Here is a 26527-nt window from a genome sequence, read left to right as displayed (position 1 = left end):
CGCGCCCCGTCTTGCGTCAAGATTTAGGGACCCGCGTCGCCCTCGGCAATGATCTAGAACAGCCGGGCCAGGGCGGCGGCCATCACCTTTTCTGGAACCGCCATGAGTTTGGGACCGTCCGTCCAGACGATCGCGGCCTCGATCGGGCGGTCGGGAAACACCTCGGCCAGAACGGCGGCGTAGACCGCCATCTGCGACAGATAGGCCGGATCGGCCTGCTCGATGCGGTCGGGCGAGGGGCGGTTGGTCTTGTAGTCGACCACCAGGACGCGACCCTCCGTGACCACCAGCCGGTCGACACGACCGGCGATCCGCAGCTCGGCCGGCAGGGTCGCCGCGCCCCCGGCCACCGAGACCTCGGGCCGCGAGCCGGGGCCGAACACCGCCGCGAACCGCGCGTCCTCCAGCACCCCGAAGGCGGCGGCGGCCATCTCCTCGCGCTGGTCGTCGGTCAGGTCGCGCTCGGCGGCCAGCAGGCGACCGGCGGCCGCCCGGCGCGCCGACGGCTCCAGGTCGGGCAGCAGCTGCAGCAGCCGGTGGATGATCTCGCCGCGCCGGTAGCGGCCCAGGCCGGCCACCACCGCCAGGGGCGAGGGCGCGCTGCCCCGGATCTCGTCCTCCAGGGTCGAGGGAGCGGCGTAGCGGGCGGCGGGGGTTTCGGGCGCGGCCGGGGCCAAGGTCCAGGCGGGCGTGGGGACCAGGACCGGCGCGGCGCGCGGAGCCAGGGTCTCGGCCCGCATCGGGTCGGGGCCGAAGCGCCGGCGGCCGTCATCGGAAATCTCGCGCACGCCGGGCTCGACATCGGGATGGTCGAAGGCGGCCTGGGCGGCGGCGTACCAGCCGCCGACGTTCTCGTCCTTGGTCCGGGCGTCGATCCGGCCGCACAGGATCAGCCGGTCCCGCGCCCGGGTCAGGGCCACGTAGTAGAGCCGCAGGGCCTCCTCGGCGTCCTTCTTCTCGCGCCGCTCGCGGGCGGCGGCGCTGGCCTCGCAATCATTGGCCTTGCTGGCGCACCACAGGAAGCCGCCGGCCTCCGTGCGCATCAGCGGCGAGCCGCGCGCCGCGCCCTTCATCGTCGTCTCGGGCAGGAAGACGATCGGCGCCTCCAGCCCCTTGGAGCCGTGGGCGGTCATCACCCGCACCTCGTGGCGCGCCCCTTCCATCTCGCGCTTGACGACGATGTCCAGGCTGGCGAAGTCGGCGACCAGGGCTTCCAGGTCGCGCACCCCGCGCTGCTCGGCGGCCAGGATCTGGGCCAGGAACTCGTCCAGGGCCTCGGCGGCCTCCTCGCCCAGGCGGGTCAGCACCTTGGCGCGGTTGGAGCGGGCGGTGTCGTCCACCCGGCCCAGCAGCAGGGCGTAGAACTCGAACGGCTGCCGGCGGCGGCTTTCGGCCAGGGCCCAACGCAGCAGGTCGCGGACGGCGGTCCAGCGGGGCTGCTCGCCGGCGCGGTCGTTGACCGCTTGCCACAGGGTGGCCGGCCGGCCCTTGGCCAGGGCGTAGAGGTCCTCGTCCGACAAGCCGCAGAACGGGCTCTTGAGCAGGGCCGCAAGGGTCAGGTCGTCGTCGGGGAACAGGCAGAACCGCCCCAGGGCCAGCAGGTCGTCGAACACGATATGGGCCGACAGGGAGAGGCGGTCGGCCCCGGCCACGGGCACGCCACGCCGTTTCAGGGCCCGCAGGATCTCCTCGAACAGCGCCTTGCGCCGGCGCACCAGCACCAGGACGTCGCCGGCATGGGCGGGCCGCCACGCTCGCGTCTCCTTGTCGAACACCGCGTCGCCGCGAGCGATCAGGGCCTGGATCTCGGCGGCGATCTTCTCGGCCAGGCGGCGGTTGGTGCCCTGCTCGGTCTCGGCGTCCAGCGGCGCGTCCCAGGCCTCGCGCTCCGCGCCGGGCAGCTCGCGCTCCAGCGGCCACAGGTCGACGCAGCCCTTGTGGTCGATGCGGAACGGCTGGTGGCGGACCACGTCCTCACCGGCCGGCGCCGGCACGCCCGAGCGGGTCTCCGGCGCCGAGAACAGGGCGTCGACGAAGCTCAGGACCTCGACCGTCGAGCGATACGACATGGTCAGGGGTACGGCCTTGCCCACCCGGTCGGCGGCGGTGATCTGGGCGATATAGCCTTGGGTCTCGGCGAGAAGGCGCTGAGGGTCGGCGCCCTGGAACGAATAGATCGACTGCTTCTCGTCGCCGACCACGAACAGCGTGCGGGCGTCTTCGCCGCCATTTGGGCCCGGATGCTGGGCGCGCCAGCGGACGGCGCTTTCGCCCGCGAAAAAGTCCGAGGTCAGGGCCCGCAGGATGGCCCACTGCTCGGGCGCGGTGTCCTGGGCCTCGTCCAGCAGGATATGGTCGATGCCCCCGTCCAGCTTGTACAGCACCCAGGCCGCGTCGACCTTTTCGGTCAGCAGCACCCGGGTGCGGTCGATCAGGTCGGCGAAGTCCAAGGCCCCGCGCGTGTCCTTCTCGATCTGGTGCGAGGTGACGTAGAGGGCGGCCAGGCGCAGGGCGTCGGCGCTGTCCTCGGCCACCCGGGCGGCGCGCAGCCATTCGCGGGCCGCCTCCAGGCGCTCCTGCTCGGCCAGCAGCCGGGCGCGCAGGTCCTCGCGGGCCTTCAGGCCGGACGTCTTGGCCGGCCAGGTCATGGGCGTGCCGCCGCCCTTCTCGGTAAACAGCGCCGCCAGGGCCTGGTCGAGATCGGCGTCGGGATCGGCCGCCACCGCCAGCATCTGGCCGGCGCACTTGACGTCGGTCTTGGTCCCGTTCAGCAGCACGTCGGCCACCGCGCGCCACAGGTCGCGGTCCAGCTCGGCCATGGCTTCGGCCGTGACGGCCTCGACGCTGCGGGGGCCGTCGTGGAAGCCGCAGACGGTCCAGACATCCTCGACCGCGCCCTGCAGGCCGCCGGCCCGGTCCAGATATTCGCCGATCGCGCCGCGCTGGGCCTCGAACGTCGCGAACATCGCCTCAAAGCTGGCGAAGTCCAGGGCCACCGAGAACCGGGCATAGGCCTCCGCGAAGGCGTCGTCGTGGTCGGTGACATAGGCCGCCACCTGCCGCAAGGCGCCCTGGGCGATGGCCGCCGAGGCGCTGTCGTCCATCACCTGGAAGCCGGGCGACACCCCGGCCTCCAGCGGAAAGCGCCGCAGCAGCTTCTCGCAGAAGGCGTGGATGGTCTGGATCTTCAGGCCGCCGGGCGTTTCCAGCGCCTTGGCGAACAGGCCCCGGGCCTTGGACAGCGCGCGGGGATCGAAGCCCGCCGGATCGCGGCCCTCCAGCGCGCCCAGCTGCTCGCGCAGCTTGACGTCGGGGGTGATGCACCATTCGCCCAGCCGCTCGAACAGCCGCCGCTGCATCTCGGCGGCGGCGGCCTTGGTGTAGGTGACGCACAGGATCGCCTCGGGCTCGGCCCCGGCCAGCAGCAGGCGCGCGACCCGGTCGATCAGGGTCTTGGTCTTGCCCGAGCCGGCGTTGGCCGTGACGAAGGCCGAGATGGCCGGATCCGCGGCGATGCGCTGGGGGTCGATGATTGTGGTCAGGGCGTCGGACATCAGAAAGCTCCTCCCCCTGTGGGGGAGGTGTCGCGAAGCGACGGAGGGGGTCTTGCAGAGCCGGCGGGTGAAACCCCCTCCGGCCCTTCGGGCCACCTCCCCCAGGGGGGGAGGATCTGGGTCTGCAGGCTCACTCCGCCCCCTCCCCGTCGTCGCCGCTGGTCGACCATTCGAACACCCGAGCCAGGTGGCCGTAGTCGCCGGCGTGGTCGTGCACGAACTGCGGCGCCACGCGCGACAGGTAGGGCTGGCGGGGATTGTCGTAGCGCTCGATCAGCGCCCGCAGGCCGTTCAGCGCCTTGACCGCCGCCTCGCTGGCCTCGGCCCCCGCGGTGGCGCGCACCTCCTCGACGCCCGCCGGCTTGCGGCCCGTGACCCGCAGATAGGTCAGGTCGCCGGGCTCGCGCGGACCGATGTCGGGAAAGCCGCCCTCGCGCAGGATGGCGGCGGTCAGGGTCAGCTGGGGCGAGAAGCCGGTCTCCACCTGCTTCTTCGACGGCGCGGCGCCGGTCTTGTAGTCGAGGATGTGGGCCAGGCCGTCCGCGGTCGGCTCGATGCGGTCGGCCTTGGCGGTCACCGTGAAGGGCCGGCCACCGATGTCGAAGGTCAGCGCGCCGGCGGCCTCGACCACGATCCGCTCGGCGTTGGCGCGGCGCCGCGTCTCCAGTTCGGCGACCCACAGCGCCGCCTCGCGGGCCAGGGCGCGCTCGCGAGCCAGGGCGGCGGCGGGCATGCCGGCCTTTTCCAGCTCGTCCAGATAGAGGCCCGCGAAGATCTCGGCGGCGTTGGCCGGCACGGGGCCGGGATGCTTCAGGGCGAAGGTCTCGAACGCCGCGTGGATCGCCGTGCCGCGCGCCCGGGCCTCGACCGGCTCGTCGGGACGGTCCAGCGGATAGAGCTTGAGGATGTCGCGGGCCCAGACGGCGTAGGGGTCGCGGGTCAGGGCCTCGACCCGGGTCACGGCCATCCGGCGCGGCCGGTCGGCGACCGGCGGGGTCGGGGCGGGGCGCTTGATCGGCGCGTAGGGGCCGGGGGCGTCGAGGTCGCGAGCCCAGGCCAGCACGTCCGGGCGCTCGGTCAGGCGCAGGCCGGCCCCGCGCGCCAGGGTCTTCAGCCGCCACAGCCAGCGGCTTTCGACGGCGGGAGCCCCGCCGCGCCGCTCGCTGTGGACCAGCACCACGTCAGGGGCGCAGGCGGCCTGGGCGAAGTCGTGGGCGGTCAGGCCGATGCGGCGCTCGGGCGGCGGCAGGCCCAGCCGGGTCCGCATCGGGCGCGACAGGAACGGGTCGATCGGCGCGCCGCGCGGCCAGATCCCCTCCTCCAGCCCGGCCAGGATCAGCCGGTCGGCCCGCACCATCCGCGCCTCGATGGCCCCGAAAATCCGCAGGCGAGGATGGGTGGCGCCGCCGGTGCGCAGGGTCTCCTCGTTGACCAGGCGGTCCAGCAGGTCGGCGAAGCCCTGGGCCGAGGCTGACGGCAAGGCGACGCCGTCGGTGATCAGCGACGACAGCAGGCCGGCCAGGCCCTCGCCGGCCGAACCGGCCCACAGGTGGGCCGGATCGGCCAGGGCCTCCAGCGCCTCGACCAGGGCGCGGGCGGCGGCGGCCGGCGCGCCCGCCTTGGGATCGACCACATACGGCATGGCGACGCGATGAGCGGCGGCCAGCACACGCTCGACCAGGGTCTTGGCGTCCGGGCGTCCTTCAAGCCGCTCCAGCAGCAGGGCGGCGTCGCGCGGGGCTGGACCGCGCAGGCCCCTCAGCTCCAGGTCGCGGGCCGCCTGGGCGTCGGCCTCCAGCAGCGGGTGCTTGGCCACGGCCAGAAGGCGGACCGGGTCCAGCGGATCCACCGCTAGGCCCGCGACATGCTGGGCCAGGATCGCCGCGGGGCTGGCGGCCAGGGGCGCGCCGGCCGAGCTGTCGGGGACCACGCCCCAGCGCATCAGCCGGGCGTTGACCCGCCGGGCCAGCTCCTGGTCGGGGGTGACCAGGGCGGCGGTCCGCCCCTGATCCTCTAGCGCTTCGCGCAAGAGCAGCGCGCAGGCGACCGCCGCCTCCTCCTCGGTGCGGGCGCTGACCAGGGACAGGCCCTTCAAACCCTCCTCGATCGGGTCCAGCCCCGGGGCCTCGGCCCGCAGGCGGTCGATCTGGGCCAGCCAGTCGGCCGTGGCCTCGGCGGGACGCAGGGCCTCGTTGATCAGGCGGCGACGCCAGCGGCCCCGGCTGTCGGCCTCGGGCCACCAGGGACGGACATCGGCGCGGGTCACGCCCGCCCCGACCAGCAGCCGCTTCATCGCCCCCTGCGGGTGCTGTTCGCCCGCCAGGCCGTCGATCTTGTCCCAGGCGTCGTCGGCCAGGCCGTCGTCGAGGCCGGGCAGCACGACCGCGCCCTGCGGCAGGCCGGCGATCACCCGCAGCAGGCGGGCGGTGGCCGGCGCCGTGCCGGTCGAGCCGGCGGCGACCAGCACGCCCGGCGGCGGATGGGCCTCCCACTGGTCCGCCAGGGCGTTGAGCAGCCGCACCCGCCGGTCGCTGACGTCGATCAGTCCCATCTCGTCCAGCCGCCGGGGCCAGGCGGTCAGCACCGCCTTCAGGAACCGGGCCGAGACCTGCCAGTGCTGGGCCAGATCCCCCTCGGCCAGGCCGTCCAGCCGGCCGTCGTCGGTGACCACCTCCTCGATCTGGCAGCTGTCGAGGAACTCGGCCAGGGCCTTGGCCATCTCCAGCGCCTGGCTCGCCTGCGGCTGGAACGACAGCAGGTGGGCGTGGTCGGCCACCAGCCGGGCCAGCTCGAACCGGCGGCGGCGCGAGGAGACGGCGGGCGGCAGGGTAAGGCTCAGCTCGCCCGGCTCGAACGGCGGCTCGCCCTCGTCCAGGTCGCCGAGCGGCCGGATCTGCGGCAGCAGCAGGGCCTTGACGCCCCCTCCAATGCCTTCCGAGACGGACACGAAGGCGTCGGCCAGGGCGCGGGCCCCGCGGCGGGTGGGGGTCAGGACGGTGGCGGCGGGCAGGGCCTCGGGCCCCAACGGCGCCAGCGCCTGCAGCAGCCCGCGCGCCAGATCCTCGACGAAGGGCCGGTGGGCGGGGATCGAGAACCAGCGCGGCCCCGGATGCTCGAAGGGGCCGGCCATCGTCAGGCGCTTCCGGCCAGCCGGGCTTCGGCGATGTCGCGGGCGTCCGGATCGCCGACATGCATCCACACCCCTTCGGGCGCGACGCCGTGCACTCGGCCCTCCATGGCCAAGGCCTTCCAGATCGGCGTCAGCGAGAACGGCCCGTCCGGCCCGTCGGCCACCACCTGCGGCTTGCAGATGTGCACGCCGACATAGACCAGGGGCGCGATCTCGCCCGCGGCCTTGAACCGCACGACGCCATCCTCGGCCAGGAACACGTCGCCGCTGTCGTGGAAGCCCAGCGAGCCCGGGGTCGAGGCCAGCATCAGGCAGACGTCCATGGTCGCCGGGGCCCAGGCGCGGGCCACGGCCGCGAGGGCCGAGGCGTCCTCGATCCAGACGGAGTCGATATTGGCCACCCAGATCGGGTCGTCGCCCAGCAGCGGCAGGGCGTGCTTGACGCCGCCGCCGGTCTCCAGAGCCTGGGGCCGCTCGTCGGAGATAACGATGTGCGGCAGCGGGTGGGTCTCGGCGCGGCGGAGGAGATGCGCTTCCAGCCGGTCGGCGAAATAGTGGACATTGACCACGGCGGTCTCGACCCCGGCGGCGGCCAGGCGGTCCAGCATGTGGTCGATCAGCGCCTTGCCGCCGACCTCGACCAGGGCCTTGGGCCGGTCGTCGGTCAGGGGCCGCATCCGGGTGCCCAGGCCCGCGGCGAGCACCATGGCGATCTTGGGAGCGTGAGGCGGAGCGCTCATCGGCGGAACTCCGAGGGCACGTGGGCGTCGAACCAGTCCTTCAATCCCGCCATCGCCGGGTCGGCCAGGTTGCGCTCCAGATAGCGCCAGGTGCGCGGCATGTAGGCCTCGTACTGCGGGCGTCCCAGCAAGGCCTGGCGAGCGAACACCCGGCCGAGGATCCGGGCGGCGTTGGAGGCGGCCAGGGCCCGGTAGTCGGCGATGAACGCCGACCGGTCGACGCCCGGCCGGGCGGCCAGATAGCGGTCGAGCATGGCCTGTTCCAGTTCGGGCGAGACGTCGCGGCGGGCGTCCTGCAGCAGGTGGGTCAGGTCCCAGGCCGGATGGGCGCGCAGGGCGTCCTGGAAATCCAGCAGCCCGACCCGGGCCACGCCCTGGCGGTCGGGCAGCCACAGCAGGTTCTGGGCGTGATAGTCGCGATGGGTGAAGACCGAGGCGCCGGCCTCGCCGCGCACCCAGACCGGGGCCCACAGGGCGTCCCACCCGGCGACGGCCTCGGGACCGAAGGCGGGCAGGCCGGAGAACTTCGGCCACCACTCCAGGAAGGTGTCCGTGCCGATCTTCAGGGCCAGGGCGTCATAGGTCAGCAACGGCCAGGCCACGCCGCCGCCAGTCTTGTCTTGGGGCGCCGTCAGCACGTCCGGCGGGGTCTCGGCGTGCAGGGCGACCTGGACGTCGACGGCGGTCTCGTACAGCGGGACCTCGTCCTGGCCGTCGGCGATCAGGGTGGCGTAGAGGCCGTCGCCCAGGTCCTCCAGCACGGCCAGCCCGGCCTCGACGTCGTGGGCCAGGATGGCTGGGGCCGACAGGCCGCGCCCGCGCAGATAGGCGGCGGTGGCCACGAAGGCGGCGACCGAGCCGGCGGCCAGGCGAGCGGCGGCGTTGTAGCCCAGGGCCAGGCGCTCGGAGTCGCTGGCGCCGGGCGGGCAGACCACGCTCTCCAGGGCCGGCGGCTGGTCCATGAAGATGAAGCTCTGATCGCCCCGATGCAGGCGCTCGTAGGCGCGGGTCGAGGCGTCGCCGCCCAGCGGCTCGCGGCGGGCGTCGCCGAAGCCGTGGGCCGCCAGGAAGGCCGTCTTGAGGGTTTCGCGATCAGAGCTCAAGCGGGCGTCCTTCGAAGGTTCCGTGGGCCACGATCACGGCGCGGCGCGCCTGGCCGTCGTCGCCCATGGGGGTGATGTCTATAGCGAGTCGGTCGGTCGGCAGGCGGCCTTGCAGGCGCTGGGGCCATTCGATCAGGACCGCGCCGTCCTCCAGCGCCTCCTCCAGCCCGATCTCGTAGGCCTCGTCCGGGTCGGTCAGGCGGTAGAGGTCGAAATGGGCGACCGGAAAGTCGGGGCCGTCATAGAACTGCACCAGGGTGAAGGTTGGGCTGGGCACCTCCTCGTCCGGCGAGGTCAGGGCGCGGACCAGGGCCCGGGCCAGGGTCGACTTGCCCGCGCCCAGCGGACCGGTCAGGCAGACAGCGTCGCCCGGCCGCAGGGCCATGGCCAGCTTGCGGCCCAGGGCCTTGGTGGCCGCCTCGTCGGGCAGGAAGATTTCGGTCATCGCAGCACCGCGTCGGGGTGGGTGGGCAGCACGCGCTCGACGAAATGCTTGAGCGCGCCGACAGCCATGGCGGCGTCGGGGTCGAGCGCCGCGGCGGCGATCGGCTGGCCGACGACCAGCGAGAACCGCCGCCCGCGCTTGTTGAGCATCTCGTGGAACAGGGTGATGTCGCGCAGTTCCTGGAAGCGGCCGTCGAACAGGTGGAACAGGGTCGACCATGGTCCGCTGAGGTGCATCGGCACGATCGGCGCGCCGCTCCAGCGGGCGATCGACACGGCCGAGGCTTGCCAGGGCTTGTCGGTCAGCCGGCCGTCGACCCGGGTCGCCAGCCGCCCGGCGGGGAAGATCACCAGGGCCTGGCCGGCCTTGAGCGCCGCCCGGGTGCGCTCCACCACGCCGCGGGTATGGGACAGGGTGCGCTTGGCCTCGACCCACTCGACCGGGATCAGCGCCTCGCCCAGGCGCGGGCAGACCCGCACGGCGTCGGCGTTGGCGTAGAAGGTGAGGTCGGGCCGCCGGGCCTTCAGGGCGTCGTAGACCGCCACGCCGTCGGCGACGCCGGTGGGGTGGTTGCAGACGACCACGGCCGCGCCCTTGGCGGGCAGATGGTCCAGGCCTCGGACGTCGACGGACAGGCCCAGCAGGCCGGACACGTAGTCCAGGGCCTCGCGGCCGCCCAGCGGGGCGACGGCCTCGGCCAGGGCGCGGGCCTTGCCGTAGCTGAGCAGGGCGTGCAGCGGCCCGCGCGCCAGCGGCCAGGCCCGCGAGCCGCACAGCTTGGGGGCCCGCTCGGCGATCAGGGTGTCGATGATGTGGGGGCCGGCCGGGATCGCGGCCTGCGTCGAGGTCATCCGCCGAGTCTAGAGAAGCCGCCGCCCGGTTCCAAGGGAGGCCCGACATTTGACGGACCGGCCGCGACATCGGAGGTTGGGCTTGAAGAGGGAGTTTCCTGCATGAAGCGTTTTGGCCGCTGGCTCGTCGCCATCGTCGTGATCGCCGCCGTCGCGGCGGGAGCGTGGACCTACTGGAACCTCGAGCTGCGCTGGCGGCCCAAGACGATCACCAGGAACCAGGCCGAGATCGCCAGGATCCTGGAGACCGCCGGCTGGGTGTCGCCGGGGCTGAAGGGCCAGAAGCTCTACATGGTCAGCTTCCGCACCTGCCCCGACTGCGTGCGGTTCAAGCACGAGGAATATCCGGGCCTGCACAAGGCCGGCGTCGACACCCGGCTGATCGAGATCGCCCGCGCCGACCGCAACGGCGTGCCGAAGTCCACGCCGGCCGAGCGGGCCACGGTGGCCGAGCTGTGGGTCAACCGCAGCTGGGCGCTGTCGGAAAAGTGGGACGCCACCCCGGTCGAGGCCTGGACGGCCAAGGGGATCGCGCCCGCCGACGGCGACGTCGCCCGCACCGCGGTGATCGAGGCCGGCCGCAAGACCGTCGAGGACCTGCGCCCGCTGCTCAAGGCCAACGGCGTGAACTTCGCCTATCCGCTGCTGGTCTGGTGGACCAAGGACGGCCAGATGAAGGCCTGCGCCTGCGAGCGGCGCGAGACGTACCGGTTCGTGCGCAAGGACCTGGGCGTCTAGGCGCTCGGCAGTGCTGACGGAGACACGCCGCAAGGGCATGTCCCCGGAGGCTCAAACCGGCCGGTTGCTGATCTCGTTCTTGCGAGCTTGGCGGGTCTTGGTTCCGTGCTGATCGTCGAGGCCGCCGTCGCGGGGCGCGGCGCCGGCGTCGAGGTCCAGGTTGTCGGCGGCGTCGTAGAGCGCGGCCGTCTCGCCCTCGGGGGCGAGGTCCGAGGGAATCGTGCGGTCTTCGGGCTGGGCCATGACGGTCTCCTCTCACATTTCCAGGGCAACTAACGAGGTTGGCTCCAGCCACGTTTCATCCGGCGCTCCCACCCTTCGCCGCCTGTTGGGCCTTTCCCCGCCGGTCCTGGCGCGCTAACCCCCGTGGCGATGCCCACATCCGTCCGCACCGCCTACCGAGAGCGCCTGGCCCAGGGCGAGATCAAGCCCGACGTCGCCCAGGCCGCCGCGGTCGACGCCCTGTCGCGGCTGGAGGCCGATCTCGACAACGCCGGCGAGCCCGGCTTCTCGCTGTTCGGCCGCAAGCCCAAGGGCCAGAAGGGCGTCTATCTGTGGGGGCCGGTCGGGCGCGGCAAGTCCATGCTGATGGACCTGTTCTTCGACAGCGCCCCGGTGAGCCGCAAGCGCCGCGTGCACTTCCACGTGTTCATGGCGGAGGTTCACGAGCACATCAACGCCTGGCGCAAGGGCGATGCGGGCGAGCGCAAGGCGCGCTTCGGCCAGCACAAGGGCGACGACCCGATCGTCCCGACCGCCGACCTGATCGCCGCCGAGGCCCGCCTGCTGTGCTTCGACGAACTGCAGGTCACCGATATCGCGGATGCGATGATCCTGGGCCGGCTGTTCGAGGCGCTGTTCGCCCAGGGCGTGACCCTGGTGGCCACCTCCAACCGCCCGCCGGACGACCTCTACAAGGACGGCCTCAACCGCCAGCTCTTCACGCCGTTCATCGAGATGCTGAAGGACAGGCTGGAGGTGGTCGCCGTGCGCGGGCCGGTGGACTTCCGGCTGGACCGGCTGCGCGCCGCCCGAACCTGGCTGGCGCCGGACGACAAGGCCAACGCCGCCGCCTTCGACGCCCTGTGGGCCGACATGCTGGACGGGGCCGAAGAGACCGGCGCCAAGCTGGAGGTGCTGGGCCGCAAGATGCACTTTCCCCGCGCCGCCGGCGGCCTGCTGCGCGCCTCGTTCGCCAGCCTCTGCCAGCAGGCCCTGGGGCCGCAGGACTACCTGGCGGTCGCCGAGCGCTTCCACACCCTGTTCCTCGAGGACGTGCCGCTGCTGACGCCCGAGCGGCGCGACGCCGCCAGGCGGTTCAACACCCTGGTCGACGCCCTCTACGAGGCCGACGCCAAGCTGGTGGCCCTGGCGGATGGCGAGCCCGAGGCGCTGTACCCGGCCGGCGACGGGTCGTTCGAGTTCGAGCGGACGGTGTCGCGCCTGCAGGAGATGCGCTCGGCCGACTATGTGGCGCGGGTGCGGGATTAGGAACGTGCAATGAGCATCAAGGACCGTGTCCGCGTCCACGAGACCCGGCTGCTCTCCGACAACTGGTATGTCCTGAAGACGACCACCTTCGACTGGAAGCGTCGCGACGGGACCTGGCAGACCCAGTCGCGCGAGGTCTACGACCGCGGCAACGGGGCGGTGCTGCTGCCTTACGATCTGGCCCGCCGCACCGTACTGCTGGTCCGGCAGTTCCGCTATCCGGCCTTCGTCAACGGCCATGACGACTTGCTGATCGAGGCCGCCGCCGGCCTGCTGGACGACGCCGAGCCGGAGGTCCGCATCCGCGCCGAGGTCGAGGAGGAGCTTGGCTATCGCCTGGGCGCGGTGACGCCGGTGTTCCAGGCCTTCATGAGTCCGGGGTCGGTGACCGAGATCCTGCACTTCTTCGTCGCGCCGTACGACGCGGGGATGCGGATCGGCGACGGCGGCGGCCATCCGGACGAGGGCGAGGACATCGAGGTGCTGGAACTGCCCCTCGACGAGGCCCTGGCCATGATCGCCGACGGGCGCATCCGCGACGCCAAGACCATCATGCTGCTGCAGCACGCGGCGCTGAACCTGTTCAAGGCCCGTTAGACGGCCTCCAGGTCAACGCCCTGAGAACGTTTCTCAACAAGGGCGGCCGCGTTGACACCCCCGGCGTCGCGCTTAAAAGCATCCCGCAACGCACAAAGCCAAAGGTTGGACGCAACCATGACCGACACCCGCGGGGGCCTTCCCGAGCGCCCCCTGTCGCCGCACCTGCAAGTCTGGCGCTGGCACATCACCATGGCCTGCTCGATCCTGCACCGGGCCTGCGTGTTCGCGCTGTATGTCGGTGTCCTGCTGCTGGCCGGCTGGGCCGTCGCCCTGGCCTCGGGCCCCGACGCCTATGCCTGCTACACCGGCGCCCTGGGCTCGCCGCTGGGCAAGCTGGTGCTGTTCGGCCTGACCGTCGCCGTGCTCTACAACATCGCCTACACCGTGCGTCAGACCTTCTGGGACGCCGGCAAGGGCTTCACGCCGAAGACCGCCGACATGACCGGCGCCGGGGCCATCGCCTTCGCGGTGGTCGGCGCGATCGTCGTCTGGGTCATCGCCGCCCAAACCGGAGCGCTCTGATCATGGCCGGTCCTTCTTCCTCCGCCCGCTTCCGCACGCCGATGTCCCGGGCCCGCGGCCTGGGCGCCTCGCACCACGGCGTCGGCCACTTCGTCACCGAGCGCGTGTCGGGCATCGCCCTGATCCCGCTGGCCCTGTGGGGCCTGTTCGCGGTCCTGCGCCTGGCGAGCCTGGGCTTCGACGGCGCCGCCGAATGGGTGGCTATCCCGCACAACACCGTCCTGCTCAGCCTGCTGATCGTCGTCGCCCTGATCCACCTGAAGGGCGCGGTGCAGGTGGTGATCGAGGACTACATCCCGGACTTCACGACCAAGACCGTGCTGGTCCTCGCCAATCTTTTCGTCTGCGTCCTCGGCGGCGCTCTTGGGGTCGTGGCGATCCTCAAGGTCGCCTTCACCGGAGCCCTCTGATGTCGGCCTACAAGTTCATCGACCACAAGTTCGACGTCGTCGTCGTCGGCGCCGGCGGCTCGGGCCTCCGCGCCGCGCTGGGCTGCGCCCAGGCCGGGCTGAAGACCGCCTGCGTGACCAAGGTGTTCCCGACCCGCAGCCACACGGTCGCCGCCCAGGGCGGGATCTCGGCCTCGCTGGGCAACATGGGCCAGGACGACTGGCGCTGGCACATGTTCGACACCGTCAAGGGCTCGGACTGGCTGGGCGACCAGGACGCCATCGAGTACCTGACCCGCAACGCCCCCGCGGCGGTCTACGAGCTGGAGCACTGGGGCGTGCCGTTCTCGCGCACCGTGGACGGCAAGATCTACCAGCGCGCCTTCGGCGGCATGACCAAGAACTTCGGCGAAGGCCCGATCCAGCGCACCTGCGCGGCGGCCGACCGCACCGGTCACGCCATGCTGCACACGATGTACGGCCAGTCCCTGGCCCACGACACCGAGTTCTTCATCGAGTACTTCGCGCTCGACCTGATCATGGAAGACGGCGTCTGCCGCGGCGTCACCGCCTGGAAGCTGGACGACGGCACCCTGCACCGGTTCCAGGCCCAGATGGTCATTCTGGCCACCGGCGGCTACGGCCGCGCCTATTTCTCGGCCACCTCGGCCCACACCTGCACGGGCGACGGCAACGCCATGGCCCTGCGCGCCGGCCTGCCGCTGCAGGACATGGAGTTCGTGCAGTTCCACCCCACCGGCATCTACGGCGCCGGCTGCCTGATCACCGAAGGGGCCCGCGGCGAAGGCGGCTACCTGACCAATTCGGAAGGCGAGCGCTTCATGGAGCGCTACGCCCCGTCGGTGAAGGACCTGGCCCCGCGCGACATGGTCAGCCGGGCCATGACCATCGAGATCCGCGAAGGCCGCGGCGTGGGTCCCAACAAGGACCACATCTTCCTGCACCTGGACCACCTGGACCCGAAGATCCTGCACGAGCGCCTGCCCGGCATCTCCGAGACCGCCAAGGTGTTCGCCGGCGTCGACGTGACCAAGGCCCCGATCCCGGTCCTGCCGACCGTCCACTACAATATGGGCGGCATCCCGACGAACTATCACGGCGAGGTCGTCACCAAGTCGGGCGACAATCCCGACCAGGTGATCCCCGGCCTGATGGCCGTCGGCGAGGCGGCCTGCGTCAGCGTGCACGGCGCCAACCGCCTGGGCTCCAACAGCCTGATCGACCTGGTGGTGTTCGGCCGCGCCGCGGCCCTGCGCTGCGCCGAGATCCTCAAGCCGATGGCCACCCAGCCGGAGCTGAAGGACAGCATGACCGACGCGCACCTCGCGCGCTTCGACCGCTTCCGCAACGCCAACGGCGCGACGCCCACGGCGGCCCTGCGCCTGGAGATGCAGAAGGCCATGCAGGAGGACGCCGCGGTGTTCCGCACCGGCGAGAGCCTGGAAAGCGGCGTCAGGCGCCTGGGCGCGGTCTGGGAAAAGGTCAAGGACATCAAGGTCAGCGACCGGGGGCTGGTGTGGAACACCGACCTGATGGAGACCCTGGAGTTCGACAACCTGATCGGCCAGGCGGTCGTCACCGTGGCCGGGGCGGTCAACCGCACTGAAAGCCGTGGCGCCCACGCCCGCGAGGACTTCTCCACGCGCGACGACGCCAACTGGATGAAGCACACCCTGGCCTGGCTCGACCAATCGACCGGCCAGGTGAAGATCGATTTCCGGCCGGTGCACAGCTACACCATGTCGAAAGACATCGACTACATCCCGCCCAAGCAGCGCGTGTACTGAGGGTACGATCGATGGTTCAGCTCACCCTCCCCAAGAACTCCACCGTCCAGAACGGCAAGCACTGGCCCGCCCCAGCCGGCGCCAAGAACACGCGGTCGTTCAAGATCTACCGCTACGACCCGGAAGACGGCCGCAACCCGCGCTGGGACACCTACGAGGTGGATGTCGACGCCTGCGGCCCGATGGTCCTGGACGCCCTGCTCTACATCAAGAACACCATCGACCCGACGCTGGCCTTCCGCCGCTCGTGCCGCGAGGGCGTTTGCGGCTCGTGCGCGATGAACATCGGCGGCCGCAACACCCTGGCCTGCACCCACGGCCACGCCGACACGCCCGGCAAGGCGGTGCAGATCAGCCCGCTGCCCAGCCAGCCGGTGGTCAAGGACCTGATCCCGGACCTGACGCTGTTCTACGCTCAGTACGCCTCGATCGAGCCCTGGCTGCACACCGTCACGCCCGAGCCGCAGACCGAGTGGAAGCAGTCGCCGGAAGACCGCGCCAAGCTGGACGGCCTGTACGAGTGCATCCTGTGCGCCTGCTGCTCGACCTCGTGCCCCAGCTACTGGTGGAACGGCGACAAGTACCTGGGCCCGGCCACCCTGCTGCACGCCTACCGCTGGCTGATCGACAGCCGCGACGAAGCCACGGGCGACCGCCTCGACGACCTTGAGGACCCGTTCAAGCTCTATCGCTGCCACACGATCATGAACTGCGCCCAGGTCTGCCCCAAGGGCCTGAACCCGGCCAAGGCGATCGCCGAGATCAAGAAGATGCTGGTGGAGCGCGTGGTCTAGGACCGCGACCCCCACCGCCTCGTCCTTCGAAGGGGCTCGGGACGGGGCTGACCCATCGCGTGGACGTCGGATCATTCCGGTCTTCGAGCCCAAGGCCGGTCGGCTTGCAAAAAGGTGACGCTGCCGTCATCTTTGCTCGAACGGGAGGACGACGGCGTTGAGTGAAGCAGGGACTGGCGATCTGAACAGTCGCGTCGTCATCGTCGGCGCGGGCCATGCCGGCGGTTCGGCCGCGGCCTTTCTGCGCCAGTACGGCCATACCGGTCCGATCGTGCTGATCGGCGACGAGCCGCTGCTGCCCTATCAGCGCCCGCCGCTCAGCAAGGCCTGGCTGAAGGGCGAGGCCGACGCCGACAGCCTGCAGCTCAAGCCCAGCAGCTGGTACGAGGAGGCCGGCGTCTCCCTGCGCCTGGGCGGGGTGGCGGTGTCGATCAATCGCGGCGCCAAGACGGTCAGCCTGGCTTCGGGTGAGACGCTTCCCTACGACTACCTGATCCTGGCGACCGGCGCCCGCGCTCGCGCCCTCCCTCTCCCCGGCGCCGACCTGGCCGGCGTCCTGGCCCTGCGCACGGCGGCCGACGCCGAGGCCCTGAAGGGCGCCCTGGGCCCCGGCAAGCGGCTGGCGGTGGTCGGCGGCGGCTATGTGGGCCTGGAGGCGGCGGCCTCGGCCATGGCCCTGGGCGGCCACGCCACGATCCTGGAGCGCGAGCCGCGCGTCCTGGCCCGGGTGGCCTGCGAGACCCTGTCGACCTTCTTCCAGGACTATCACGGCGCCCGCGGCGTCACCTTCGTGCTCGACGCCAAGGTGGCGGGCTTCGACGGCGCTGAAGGTCACGTGACCGGGGTGCGACTGTCAGATGGCTCGGTGATCGCCTGCGATGTCGCCCTGGTGGGGGTGGGGGCTATTCCCAACGAAGAGCTGGCGCGCGACGCCGGGCTGGACTGCACCAACGGCGTGGTGGTCGACCTCGAGGCTCGGACGGCCGACCCGTTCGTGTTCGCCATCGGCGACCTGACCCACCGGCCGCTGCCGACCTACGACCGCCAGTTCCGCCTCGAGAGCGTGCCCAACGCCCTGGAACAGGCCAAGCAGGCCGCCGCCGCCATCGCCGGCCGGCCGATGCCGCCGCACGAGATCCCGTGGTTCTGGTCCGACCAGTACGACCTGAAGCTGCAGATCGCCGGCCTGCCGTTCGACGCCGATCGCCAGGTGGTGCGCGGCGACGTAGCCGCCGCCCGCTTCGCGGTCTTCCACCTGAAGGGCGACCTGGTGCAGGCCGTCGAAGCCGTCAACGCGCCGCCCGAGTTCATGGCCGGCAAGCAATTGATCGCCCGGCGCACGCCTGTCGATATCGCCAGGTTGATGGATCCGGCGATTTCCATGAAAGACGTCGCGGCGTAGAACGACTGTTCAAAACCTGTCCAGGGAACCCATGGCCAAGATCACCTATATCGAGCACGACGGCACGGACCACGTCATCGACGTCAAGCCTGGCCTGACGGTCATGGAAGGCGCGGTGAAGAACAACGTGCCCGGCATCGACGCCGACTGCGGCGGCGCCTGCGCCTGCGCCACCTGCCACGTCTATGTGGACGAGGCCTGGCTGTCCAAGACCGGCGACAAGTCGGCCATGGAGGAGTCGATGCTGGATTTCGCCGAGAATGTCGAGCCGAACTCGCGCCTGTCGTGCCAGATCAAGGTGTCGGACGCCCTGGACGGCCTGGTGGTGCGGTTGCCGGAAAGCCAGCACTGAGCGGCGGACTTGCCCCCACCTGACCGCTTCGCGGTCTGTCCGCCCCCATAGGGGGCGGAGCCTTCAGACCGAGTACTCTTCCCCCTCCGGGGGAAGACGGTCGCGCAGCGACCCGTAGGGGGCAAGTGGTCATGCCAACCTAAAACCCGAACTCCGGCTGGGCCGCCCCGGGTTGCTGGGTCTCTGGCAAGTGGCAGGTGAACGTCGAGCCCGCGCCCGGTTCGCTTTCCAGCGCCACCCAGCCGCCGTGCAGCTCGACCAGCGCCTTGACCAGGGCCAGGCCCAGGCCCGGGCCGCCGCGGTCGCGGCCGACGAAGCGGTCGAAGATGTGGGCCTGGACGTGGAAGGGCACGCCGCGGCCGGTGTCCGACACGTCCAGCCGCACCTCGCCCAGCGCCCGCCGCGCCGACAGGGTGACCACCCCGTCCGGCGGGGTCTGGCGCAGGGCGTTCTCGATCAGGTGGTCCAGGATCTGCGACAGCCGCTTGTGATCGCCGCGGATCAGGCCGACGTCCTTGTCGCACTCCACAGACAGCGTAACCCCGCCCAGCTGGGCGGCCTTCAGCGAGCGCTCCTGGGCGTCGGCCAGCAGCCCGGCCACGCGGATGTCCTCGATCTCCAGCGCCATCTCGCCGGCGTCGATCTGGGCCATGTCCAGCACGTCGTCGATCGAGCGGGCCAGCTGGGTGGCGGCGGCGCGCACCGAGGCCACGTGGCCACGCCCGCGCTCGCTGAGGCCGTCGGCCCGCTCCAGCAGCTCCGAATAGCCGATGATCGTGGTCAGCGGCGTGCGCAGCTCGTAGGAGACGTTGCCGACGAAGTCGCGCTTGAGCCGCTCGGCCTCGGTCAGGGCGGCCGAGCGGTCGTCCAGGGCGTTCTGCAGGGCGCGGGTGTCGGTGACGTCGGCGAAGGCGATCAATGTCGCCCCGTCCGGCAATGGCCGGGACTGGTAGACGATGATCCGGTTGTCCGAGGTGCGGGTCTCGCCCGAGGTCGGGGCGCGCATCTGCGGGTCGGGATCGGCGACCCGCCCCTTCAGCTCGCGCCAGAAGCTGAGGTCGTGCAGGCGCGGCACGCACAGCTCGACCACGCCTTCGAAATCGACCGCCGCCTCCAAAGCCTGGGCCGAGACGTTCCAGAAAGTCTCGAAGGCCTCGTTGTGCAGCCGCAGGCGGCCGTCCGAGCCGAACACCGCCACTGCGTCGTTCAGCTTGTCCAGCGTAGCCTGCTGCACCTGGATCAGGGCGTTGTACTGGGCCTTCAGCCGCAGTTCGCCGGTGATGTCGGAATAGAGCAGCAGCATGCCGCCCAGCGGGTGGGGCTGGCGCACGACGCGCAGGGTGCGGCCGTCGGGCAGGTCCCACATCTCGTCGGCCTGGGGGCCCAGGTCCTCGTAGCGCGCCAGCTCGGCGGCCTTCCACCGCGCATAATCCACCGTCTCGGGAAGCCTGCGACGCTGGCGCAGGCGGTCCAGCACCTCGCCGTGGGTCGGGCGCTCGGCCAGCCAGGCCGGCTCCAGGCCCCACAGCTCGGCGAAGGCGGTGTTGTGGAAGGCCAGGCGTCGCCCGGCGCTGAAGATCGCCACGCCGTCGGCGATGTGGTTCAGGGTCTCGTCGTGGGCGGCGACGTGCTTTTTCAGCGCGTCGCGCATGTCCTCGACCTCGGTGACGTCGCTGCTGAACACCCCGACCCCGCCGCCGTCCAGCGGCTGGGCGGAAAAGCGCAGGGCCCGGCGGCGGCCGTCCAGCGGCACCCAGCGGACCAGCTCACGCAGTTCGCCGGCCTTGGCGGCCTCGACCGCCAGGGCGTCGGCGGCCCGGTCGAGCGACTTGTTGTCCCGCGCCGCGTCGGCGGCGGTCTCCACCCCGACCACCCGCAGATAGGCCGCGTTGCCCCAGACCGGCGCGCCGTCGGCGCTGGCGATCCAGGCCGGCTCGACCAGGCCGTCCATGAAGGCGGCGAAGCGGCGGGCGTCAGGCAGGCCGGTCTCGTCGGCGGCCGCCGCGGCCAGGCGCAGCCAGGCGCGGGTCCCGGCCGCCCGGCCCTCGACCAGCACCCCGCCGCGCGCGCCCCGCGCCTCGAAGGCGCAGGCCTCGCCCTGTTCGAACAGGGTCTTCAGCTTGAGGGCGTGCGATGGGTCGGCCTCGGTCAGGGCCGCGACCACGGCTCGGGCGTCGGCGGCGACGTCCAGTATCTGGGCGCAGGCGGCCAGGGCGTCCTCGCCGGAAACCAGGTCCACGCCGTCGTCATGCAGGACGACCACCGCGGTCTCGAAGGCCTCGGCCGCGCCCTGGGCGTCCATCAGCCGTGTCTCCAGCGCCCCGGCGCGGGCCTTCAGGCGGGCGAGGTGGTCCTCGAACCGCCGTCGCTGCGACATGGCCCACAGGGTGGCGCAAAGGGCCAGGCAGACCGCGCCGGCCGTCGCGGCCAGGATCAAGTCGGACGAGGTCATCAGGCTTGTCGTCGGCCCCCGGGCTGCGGACGTGGTTAGCGAATCAGATTCACAGATTAGGCCGCGTGTGGCCAGAGCGCGATGAGCCTGGCCGTTCATGGCCATGCGGCCCCGCCTTTCCGGCGCGACGCCGGCGGCCTATCTACCGGCCATGACCTGGACCGACCCCCTGGCCGCGACCCTGGCCCCGTCGCTGGATGATCTGGCCGCCCTGGCGCGAAAGGCCTTCGACGGCCTGCCCGCAGAGATCCGCCATCGGGCCGGCGGGGTGGCGCTCCGCGTCGATGACTTCGCCCCGGACGCGGTGCTGGACGATCAGGGGATCGAGAATCCGTACGCCCTGACTGGCCTCCTCCGCGACCTGGGCCGGGGTCCGCCGACGCTGTTCCTGTACCGCCGGCCGATCCTCGACGAATGGTGCGAGCGCGGCGACGTCGCACTCGGTGAGATGGTCGCCCATGTGCTGGCCGACGAGCTGGGCCGGGCGTTCAACGCCGTCTGGCCGCCCGCGACCATCTCGGGGGAAGGCTGGAGCCAGGCCCGATCCCCGTCGCTGGCCGATTTCGCCGCCCTGGCCGGCCACGCTCTGGCCAATCTTCCCCCGGCGATCAAGGCGGCGGTCGGCGACGTCCAGGTCCGGGTCGAGGAGTTCGCCGACGACGCGACGCTGGACGCCCTGGAGATCGAAGACCCGTTCGAGCTGACCGGGGTCTATGAAGGGGTCGACCTGACGCGGCGGAGCGTGTTCGACGTCGCGCCGAACCCCTCCAGCATCCGGCTCTTCCGCCGCCCGATCCTGGACGAGTGGTGCGCGGGCGACGTCGGCTTCCAGGCGCTGGTCGAGCACGTCTTCGTTCACGAGGTGGCTCACCACTTCGGCTTCAGCGACGCGGGCATCGAGCAGGTCGAGCAGTCCTAGCGACGGGCGGCGGGAGGCTCAGCCCTCATCGACCGGCTCCAGGGTCGCCATCCGGCCCTGCCGCGCCTCGAGGCGGTAGCGCCGGCCCCGGACCCACAGGTGGTCGATGCGGATCGCCTCCCAGCCCTCGGGCAGGGTCACCGGCCGCTGGGGCCAGGTCTCCGGCGGGCCCAAGGTCGGGCGCAGGGCCGGGAAGCCCTGGATCAGCGACATCAGGAACGCCCCCATATTGGCCCCGAACGGTCCGGCCTGGGGCTGCTCGGGGAAGCGGTCCGGGCGATATTCCAGGATCTGGTCGAAGCGGCCGGCGGCGAACTTGGCGTAGCCTTCCTCCAGCAGCCGGGCCGACAGCGCCCGGTCCCCCGACCAGGCGGCCCAGACGCCATAGAGGCCCGACAGCATCGGCGAGCCGACATAGGCGTCGGCCAGACCCAGGTAATGGCTCAGGGTCGTGCGCTCGACCTCGACGCCCAGGTCGCGCCACAGCGGAAAGAAGGCCATCAGCGGGTCAGGCGTCTCGCCCTTCTCTTCGTCCGGGCGATAGTCGTCGTGCGACGCCAGGAGGTCGCCCTGCATTGGCAGGACCAGGCTGTCGCGGATCGTCCGCCATTTAGGCGGCGCGGGCTTGCCCAGCCTCTCGGCCATGTCCAGCGCGTCGTCCAGGGCCGCCTGGCAGGCGAGCACGGCGAAGGCGGGATTGTCGCTCTCCGTCTCCCGCTCGGCGACGCCCATCGAGCGCTTCAGTTCGTGGCCGCGCTCGGTGGGCGTCACGCGGCTGGCGATCCACTCGGCGACGCCGGACAACACCGGCCAGGCCTGCTCGCGCATGAATTCCTCGTCGCCGGCCGCGGCGGCGTAGAGCGCGAAGGCCCGGGCCACGTCGGGGGTGATGTGGTCTTCGTGCCACGAGGCTGTACCCGGCAGCGGCGCGGCCTCCTGTCCTGTCACGGGGCCGCTTTCCCACGGAAACTGCAGGCCGCGACGCCCTCGGGCGTAGGCGTTCTTGCGAGCCGCCTTGAGCGTGCAGGTCCGAAAGTCCAGCAGCGCCTCGGCCGCCCCCGGCTGCAGGAAGACCAGCGGCGGGACCGCGAAGGTCTCCACGTCCCACATCACGTGGCCGAAATAGTAGTGATAGTCGCCCCAGGTGGCCAAGCCGAAGATCGAAGTCGAGCATGGCGACGACGGATGCGACGAGGCCATCAGATAGTAGAACGAGGCGTCGGCCAGGGCCTGCCAACGTCGCGGCGCGCCCACCAGTTCGATGCGGCCGCGCCAGAGATCGCGCCACTGCTTGCGGTTGGCCTCCCGGATCGCCTCGAAGCCCTGGCGCCGGGCCAGGGCGACCATGCGCACGGCGTGCTGGTCAGGCTGGTCGTGGATGGAACTGGGCGTGACGCTGACGATCTGGCGCAGCCGGTAGTCGCGCCGCTGGTCGCCTTCGAAACTGTGCTCGGTATGGAACCGCCCACGCTGGAAGGGCGGATGTTGCGTCTCCACCGGCGCGTCGACGCTGGTCACCAGGGCCAGACCGCAGGTCGACAGGCCGCCTTCGGTCTCCCATAGCAGCGCGCCGTCGCAGGCCGGCTCGGCCTCGCCCGGCGTGCGGCGCTCGTGGGCCAGGGCCTGGCCTTCCACGCCGCGCGTGTCGATCATCGGCCGCAAAGCCACCTTGGCCAGGCCGTCCAGCCTCAGGCGCAGCTCCTGGCAGACAATGGTCGGATCATCGCGGCTGCAGAAGGTCGTCACCTCGATCTCGGCGCGCACCGCACCGGGCTGATAGACCAGCCGCGTCGTCAGCTCGGCGGTCTCGAAGTCGTAGGCCTGGTCGAGGATGGTCAGGGCGTCGCCGGCGTCCGTGGTCCACACCCCGTCCAGGGCGACATCGACGGCCAGGGGATAGGGCGCCAGGGCGGCGGCCTCGATATCCCGCACCGGATGGCGGCCGGCCAGGCCGCTGACAAGGGTCATGCCCGCCGCCAGCGGATTGGCCCGCACGCGCAGCCCGACCACCCCGTTCGAGAGATAGGCGGGCAACTCGCCCCGCAGGCCGCCGGCCACCGGCGGAGGACTGATCGGCTTTCCCATGCGAAACTCCAAGTTTGCGCGAGCGTGAAACGAACCCGCGGCGACGCCGGGGCCTGGGCTAGACAAATGATCGGAGGGGGCTCAAGGCTCCCCGCTCACCGAGGATCCCGCATGAGTCCCGCCGACAGCCCTTTCGACGCCCCGCTTTTCGACGTGGCCGCGTGGCGCGGCCGCATGGACGAGCGCTGGTTCGAGAGCGGCGCGGCCATGGCCGAGGCCGGGGCCGTCGACCTGGTGGCGATCGAGGACGACGCCGTCACCGGCCACGTGACCGGCAGCGCCGGCGACCTCTATGTCGTCACCCTGCGCGCGCCGGACGGCGAGGGCGCCTGCACCTGTCCCGGCTTCGACAAGTTCGGGGCCTGCAAGCACCAGGCGGCCGTGGTCGCCGCGGCCAACCTGCTGGACGCCACGGGCCGAGGCTATGTCCGCGACCGCCTGGCCCGGCTGCGCGACGGCCTGTCGCTGGAGAGCAAGGACGCCCTGATCGAGCGTATCGTCGAGCTGGCGAAGAAAGACCCCAAGGTGCTGGCGGGGCTGGAAGGGTAGAGGCCGCACTCTACCCGCCCAGCACCTCGTCCACCCAGGCCGGCACGACCTGAGTCGCCGGGCCGTAGCGGCGCTCGTCGAAGACGCGGGCGTTGTCCGACGGCTGCAGGTTCAGTTCGCAGGTCCGGATTCCCAGCCGCCGGGCCTGGGCCACGAGACCGGCGGCCGGATAAACCGCGCCCGAGGTGCCGATGGCGACGAACAGGTCGCTCTCTTCCAGGGCGGCGTCGATACCGTGCAGGAACAGCGGGACCTCGCCGAACCACACCACATGCGGCCGGGCCGTTCCGGTGACCCGGCAGCGCGGGCAGGCGGTGTCCGCGCTCAACGGTTCCAGGTCCGGCCAGGTCGCCTGGCAGGCGTGGCAGCGCGTGACCCGCAGTTGGCCGTGCATGTGGACCACGTCGGTGCAGCCGCCCTGCTCGTGCAGGTCGTCGACGTTCTGGGTGCACAGGAACAGTCGCCCGCCGCGCGCCGCCAGACCCTTCTGCAGCCGGGCCAGGGCCCTGTGCGCCGCGTTGGCCGCCGCGCCCGCCAGGTTGGCCCGGCGGGCGTTGTAGAAGGCCCGCACCTTGGCCGGGTCGCGCGCGAAGCCTTCGGGGGTCGCCACCTCCGACAAGTCATACTGGGTCCAGATCCCGCTGGCGTCGCGGAACGTGCCCAGGCCGCTCTCGGCCGAGATCCCGGCGCCGGTCAGGACGAAGACGTTCAGGCCCATGGTTCTCCCGGCGCGATGCGGTTTTGCAAACCTGACGCAGCCGTCATTTTTAATTTGACCCCGCCGGTTCTTTGAGTGGACAGTGTTCAGATAGGCAAGAGACCCGCGTTAGACGGATCCTGTCCAGACCCATTGGCGAGGAACTTCCCGTGACGGACAAGAACATCACCAAGGACGCCATGTACGACGCGGTGGCGCCGGACGACTTCGAGTCGATGCTCGAACTGGACCGCTACAACAACCGCTCGACCGCCTTCGACAAGATCATCTCCGCGACCCACGACCACTTCTGGGACCCGCTGGACAAGGCCTATATCGACTATGACGAGCCGTTCGACATGGAGAACCAGGCGCTGGTTCCCGAGGACCTGGTGATCGCCCTGTCCACCGACTACGTCTCCGACCACCTCAGCGATCCCAAGCAGCGCATCCGCTTCATCAACCAGTCTGTGCTGCGCAGCTTCTCGTCGATCCTGCACGGCGAGCAGGGCGCGCTGAACCTGTCGGCGTCGCTCTGCCACGTGCTGAAGGACCAGGGCGCCCAGGAATACGCCGCCAACCAGACCCGCGAAGAGGCCCGGCACGTCACCGCCTTCGCCAAGTACATCAAGGCCCGCTGGGGCAAGCCGGTCGAATGCGGCCCGGCCCTGAAGACCCTGCTGGTCGAGATCATCGGCGCGCCCGAGGTCTACAAGAAGATCATCGGCATGCAGATGCTGGTCGAGGGCCTGGCCATGGGCGCCTTCGCCACCTTCTACACCCAGATCAACGACCCGCTGGCCAAGAAGATGCTGCAGCTGGTGATGACCGACGAGGCCTTCCACCACAAGTTCGGGAAGATCTGGGCCGACCGCACGGTGCCCAAGCTGACCCCCGAGGAACACGCCATCATCGAGGACTGGGCGGCGCACTGCTTCCAGACCTTGCTGTTCAACCTGGTCTCGCCGCACCAGCAGCTGGACCTCTACGCCGAGTTCGGCCTGGATCCCGACAAGGTGGTCGAGGAATACGGGAAGATCATGACCGACGACCTGCGTCGGGAGAACATGAAGGAGCAGACCAACATCTTCCGGGTGCTGGTCAAGACGCTGCTGAACGCCGGCATCATCACCGAGCGCACCAAGGCCTTCTACGCCATGTATGTCGACCTGGACGAACTGAAGGGCGAGGGCGAGCGGATGGTCGGCGACGACATCGCCGAGGAGGGCATCCGCCACCTGCAGGCCATCAACTTCAAGGACCGCGCCACGCCGGTGACCATCGCCGCCGAATAGCCGGCCGTCAGCTCTCACCAGCGCCTCGCCGGAACCTGGGCGAGGCGCTTTGCGTTTCTGGCGTCCCTTGGGGCAAGATGGGCGTCATGCGCAGACTTACGATCCTGATCGCCGCCAGCCTGCTGGCGGCCCCGATGTCGGCGACCGCCGCCGCCAGGCCGCCGGCCCGGCCGATCGCCGCCAGCTTCTATACCGGCAAGTGGTACGAGATCGCCCGCACGCCCAACGCCGGCCAGCGCGACTGCGAGGCCCCGACCACCGAGTTCACCGGCCGTGGCGCCGACGGCTTCTCCGTCCACCAGGTCTGCCGCAAGGGCTCGGCCAGCGGGGCGGCCAAGGCGTTCGACACCACCGGCAAGATCATCGCGGGCACCCAGAACACCCGCTTCACCATGAGCTTCCTGGGCGGGCTGAAGAAGCAGGAATACTGGGTGCTGGACTGCGCCGACGACCATTCCTGGGCGATCATGGCCACGCCGGGCGGCAACTTCGTCTGGCTGCTGTCGCGCAAGGCGGTGATGGACCCGGCCGCCAAGGCCGCGGCCCTGGCCCGCGTGAAGTCGCTAGGCTACGCCAAGCTGGAATATCCGCAGCAGCCGCCGGGGTGAGAC

At 71.2% G+C, this 26527-nt stretch carries 23 protein-coding genes and 1 pseudogene; 14 read left to right on the top strand and 10 right to left on the bottom strand.

Annotated features, from left to right (window positions below; all coding sequences use genetic code 11):
• Nucleotides 1-53: 53 nt before the first annotated feature.
• The 6 genes from addA to EV278_RS01685 all read right to left on the bottom strand — a co-directional run bounded on the left by addA (nt 54) and on the right by EV278_RS01685 (nt 9823).
• A complete protein-coding gene (gene addA / locus EV278_RS01710; protein ID WP_132086033.1) occupies nt 54-3554 on the bottom strand; it encodes a double-strand break repair helicase AddA in 3501 nt (1166 codons plus the stop codon).
• A gap of 130 nt (nt 3555-3684) precedes the next feature.
• Nucleotides 3685-6684, bottom strand: coding sequence for a double-strand break repair protein AddB (addB, locus tag EV278_RS01705; protein WP_132086031.1), 3000 nt, complete (start codon nt 6682-6684; stop codon nt 3685-3687).
• 2 nt (nt 6685-6686) lie between these two features.
• Nucleotides 6687-7424, bottom strand: a complete 738-nt coding sequence (gene murU / locus EV278_RS01700; RefSeq protein WP_132086029.1) for an N-acetylmuramate alpha-1-phosphate uridylyltransferase MurU — start codon at nt 7422-7424, stop codon at nt 6687-6689.
• Nucleotides 7421-8527 carry an N-acetylmuramate/N-acetylglucosamine kinase AmgK gene (gene amgK / locus EV278_RS01695; RefSeq protein ID WP_132086027.1) on the bottom strand — a complete coding sequence of 369 codons (1107 nt, stop codon included), beginning with the start codon at nt 8525-8527 and terminating at the stop codon, nt 7421-7423. Before amgK ends, murU begins: the two co-directional genes overlap by 4 nt.
• On the bottom strand, nt 8517-8972 hold the full coding sequence (tsaE, locus tag EV278_RS01690) for a tRNA (adenosine(37)-N6)-threonylcarbamoyltransferase complex ATPase subunit type 1 TsaE (RefSeq protein WP_132086024.1): 456 nt from the start codon (nt 8970-8972) through the stop codon (nt 8517-8519). The genes amgK and tsaE overlap by 11 nt, the downstream gene beginning before the upstream one ends.
• Nucleotides 8969-9823: a 1-acyl-sn-glycerol-3-phosphate acyltransferase gene (locus tag EV278_RS01685; RefSeq protein ID WP_132086022.1), complete on the bottom strand. Its 855-nt coding sequence runs from the start codon at nt 9821-9823 to the stop codon at nt 8969-8971. The genes tsaE and EV278_RS01685 overlap by 4 nt, the downstream gene beginning before the upstream one ends.
• 102 nt (nt 9824-9925) lie before the next feature.
• Between EV278_RS01685 and EV278_RS01680 the strand changes: the two genes are divergently transcribed.
• Complete coding sequence (locus tag EV278_RS01680; RefSeq protein WP_132086020.1) at nt 9926-10561, top strand: hypothetical protein; 636 nt, start codon at nt 9926-9928, stop codon at nt 10559-10561.
• Between the two features lie 51 nt (nt 10562-10612).
• Here the strand turns inward: EV278_RS01680 and EV278_RS01675 are convergent, their stop codons facing one another.
• Entirely contained in the window at nt 10613-10804 is a 192-nt protein-coding gene (locus tag EV278_RS01675) for a hypothetical protein (protein ID WP_132086018.1), read from the bottom strand.
• A gap of 129 nt (nt 10805-10933) precedes the next feature.
• On the opposite strand from EV278_RS01675, the gene zapE reads away from it, so the two are divergent.
• From zapE to EV278_RS01635, 8 genes are all read left to right on the top strand, one after another.
• Nucleotides 10934-12052, top strand: a complete 1119-nt coding sequence (gene zapE / locus EV278_RS01670) for a cell division protein ZapE (RefSeq protein ID WP_132086016.1) — start codon at nt 10934-10936, stop codon at nt 12050-12052.
• 9 nt (nt 12053-12061) lie between these two features.
• Nucleotides 12062-12649 carry an NUDIX domain-containing protein gene (locus EV278_RS01665; protein WP_132086014.1) on the top strand — a complete coding sequence of 196 codons (588 nt, stop codon included), beginning with the start codon at nt 12062-12064 and terminating at the stop codon, nt 12647-12649.
• Between the two features lie 117 nt (nt 12650-12766).
• The gene (sdhC, locus tag EV278_RS01660) at nt 12767-13174 is read left to right on the top strand and encodes a succinate dehydrogenase, cytochrome b556 subunit (protein WP_056755993.1); all 408 of its coding nucleotides are present in this window, start codon (nt 12767-12769) and stop codon (nt 13172-13174) included.
• Nucleotides 13175-13176: 2 nt separating this feature from the next.
• Nucleotides 13177-13584, top strand: coding sequence for a succinate dehydrogenase, hydrophobic membrane anchor protein (sdhD, locus tag EV278_RS01655; protein WP_132086012.1), 408 nt, complete (start codon nt 13177-13179; stop codon nt 13582-13584).
• Entirely contained in the window at nt 13584-15371 is a 1788-nt protein-coding gene (gene sdhA / locus EV278_RS01650; protein WP_132086010.1) for a succinate dehydrogenase flavoprotein subunit, read from the top strand. The genes sdhD and sdhA overlap by 1 nt, the downstream gene beginning before the upstream one ends.
• An 11-nt stretch (nt 15372-15382) precedes the next feature.
• Entirely contained in the window at nt 15383-16165 is a 783-nt protein-coding gene (locus EV278_RS01645; RefSeq protein WP_132086008.1) for a succinate dehydrogenase iron-sulfur subunit, read from the top strand.
• A 181-nt stretch (nt 16166-16346) separates the two neighbouring features.
• Nucleotides 16347-17567, top strand: a complete 1221-nt coding sequence (locus tag EV278_RS01640; RefSeq protein WP_132086306.1) for an FAD-dependent oxidoreductase — start codon at nt 16347-16349, stop codon at nt 17565-17567.
• Between the two features lie 31 nt (nt 17568-17598).
• Nucleotides 17599-17919, top strand: a complete 321-nt coding sequence (locus EV278_RS01635; RefSeq protein WP_132086006.1) for a 2Fe-2S iron-sulfur cluster-binding protein — start codon at nt 17599-17601, stop codon at nt 17917-17919.
• Between the two features lie 139 nt (nt 17920-18058).
• Here the strand turns inward: EV278_RS01635 and EV278_RS01630 are convergent, their stop codons facing one another.
• Nucleotides 18059-20371, bottom strand: coding sequence for a PAS domain-containing sensor histidine kinase (locus tag EV278_RS01630; protein ID WP_132086004.1), 2313 nt, complete (start codon nt 20369-20371; stop codon nt 18059-18061).
• Nucleotides 20372-20522: 151 nt separating this feature from the next.
• Here EV278_RS01630 and EV278_RS24210 point away from each other — a divergent pair.
• Together EV278_RS24210 and EV278_RS01625 are read left to right on the top strand one after the other, a co-directional pair.
• Nucleotides 20523-20852 (top strand): annotated as a pseudogene (locus EV278_RS24210) (metallopeptidase family protein); the annotation flags it as partial.
• Complete coding sequence (locus EV278_RS01625) at nt 20832-21290, top strand: metallopeptidase family protein (RefSeq protein ID WP_347812814.1); 459 nt, start codon at nt 20832-20834, stop codon at nt 21288-21290. The pseudogene EV278_RS24210 and the gene EV278_RS01625, both read left to right, overlap by 21 nt.
• 18 nt (nt 21291-21308) lie before the next feature.
• Here the strand turns inward: EV278_RS01625 and EV278_RS01620 are convergent, their stop codons facing one another.
• Entirely contained in the window at nt 21309-23375 is a 2067-nt protein-coding gene (locus EV278_RS01620; RefSeq protein ID WP_132086002.1) for a glycoside hydrolase family 65 protein, read from the bottom strand.
• A 111-nt stretch (nt 23376-23486) separates the two neighbouring features.
• Between EV278_RS01620 and EV278_RS01615 the strand changes: the two genes are divergently transcribed.
• A complete protein-coding gene (locus EV278_RS01615; RefSeq protein ID WP_132086000.1) occupies nt 23487-23924 on the top strand; it encodes an SWIM zinc finger family protein in 438 nt (145 codons plus the stop codon).
• Between the two features lie 10 nt (nt 23925-23934).
• Here EV278_RS01615 and EV278_RS01610 read toward each other — a convergent pair whose 3' ends face one another.
• A complete protein-coding gene (locus EV278_RS01610; RefSeq protein ID WP_132085998.1) occupies nt 23935-24642 on the bottom strand; it encodes a Sir2 family NAD-dependent protein deacetylase in 708 nt (235 codons plus the stop codon).
• Between the two features lie 149 nt (nt 24643-24791).
• Here EV278_RS01610 and EV278_RS01605 point away from each other — a divergent pair, with 149 nt between their 5' ends.
• Nucleotides 24792-25916 carry a ferritin-like domain-containing protein gene (locus EV278_RS01605; RefSeq protein WP_132085996.1) on the top strand — a complete coding sequence of 375 codons (1125 nt, stop codon included), beginning with the start codon at nt 24792-24794 and terminating at the stop codon, nt 25914-25916.
• Nucleotides 25917-26002: 86 nt separating this feature from the next.
• On the top strand, nt 26003-26524 hold the full coding sequence (locus EV278_RS01600) for a lipocalin family protein (RefSeq protein WP_132085994.1): 522 nt from the start codon (nt 26003-26005) through the stop codon (nt 26522-26524).
• The last annotated feature ends 3 nt before the right edge of the window (nt 26525-26527 follow it).

It is taken from the genome of Caulobacter sp. BK020 (assembly GCF_004342605.1).
Lineage (GTDB): Bacteria > Pseudomonadota > Alphaproteobacteria > Caulobacterales > Caulobacteraceae > Caulobacter.
The sequence above is the reverse complement of the archived record's forward strand: the minus strand, read 5'-3'. Positions and strand labels throughout refer to the sequence as shown.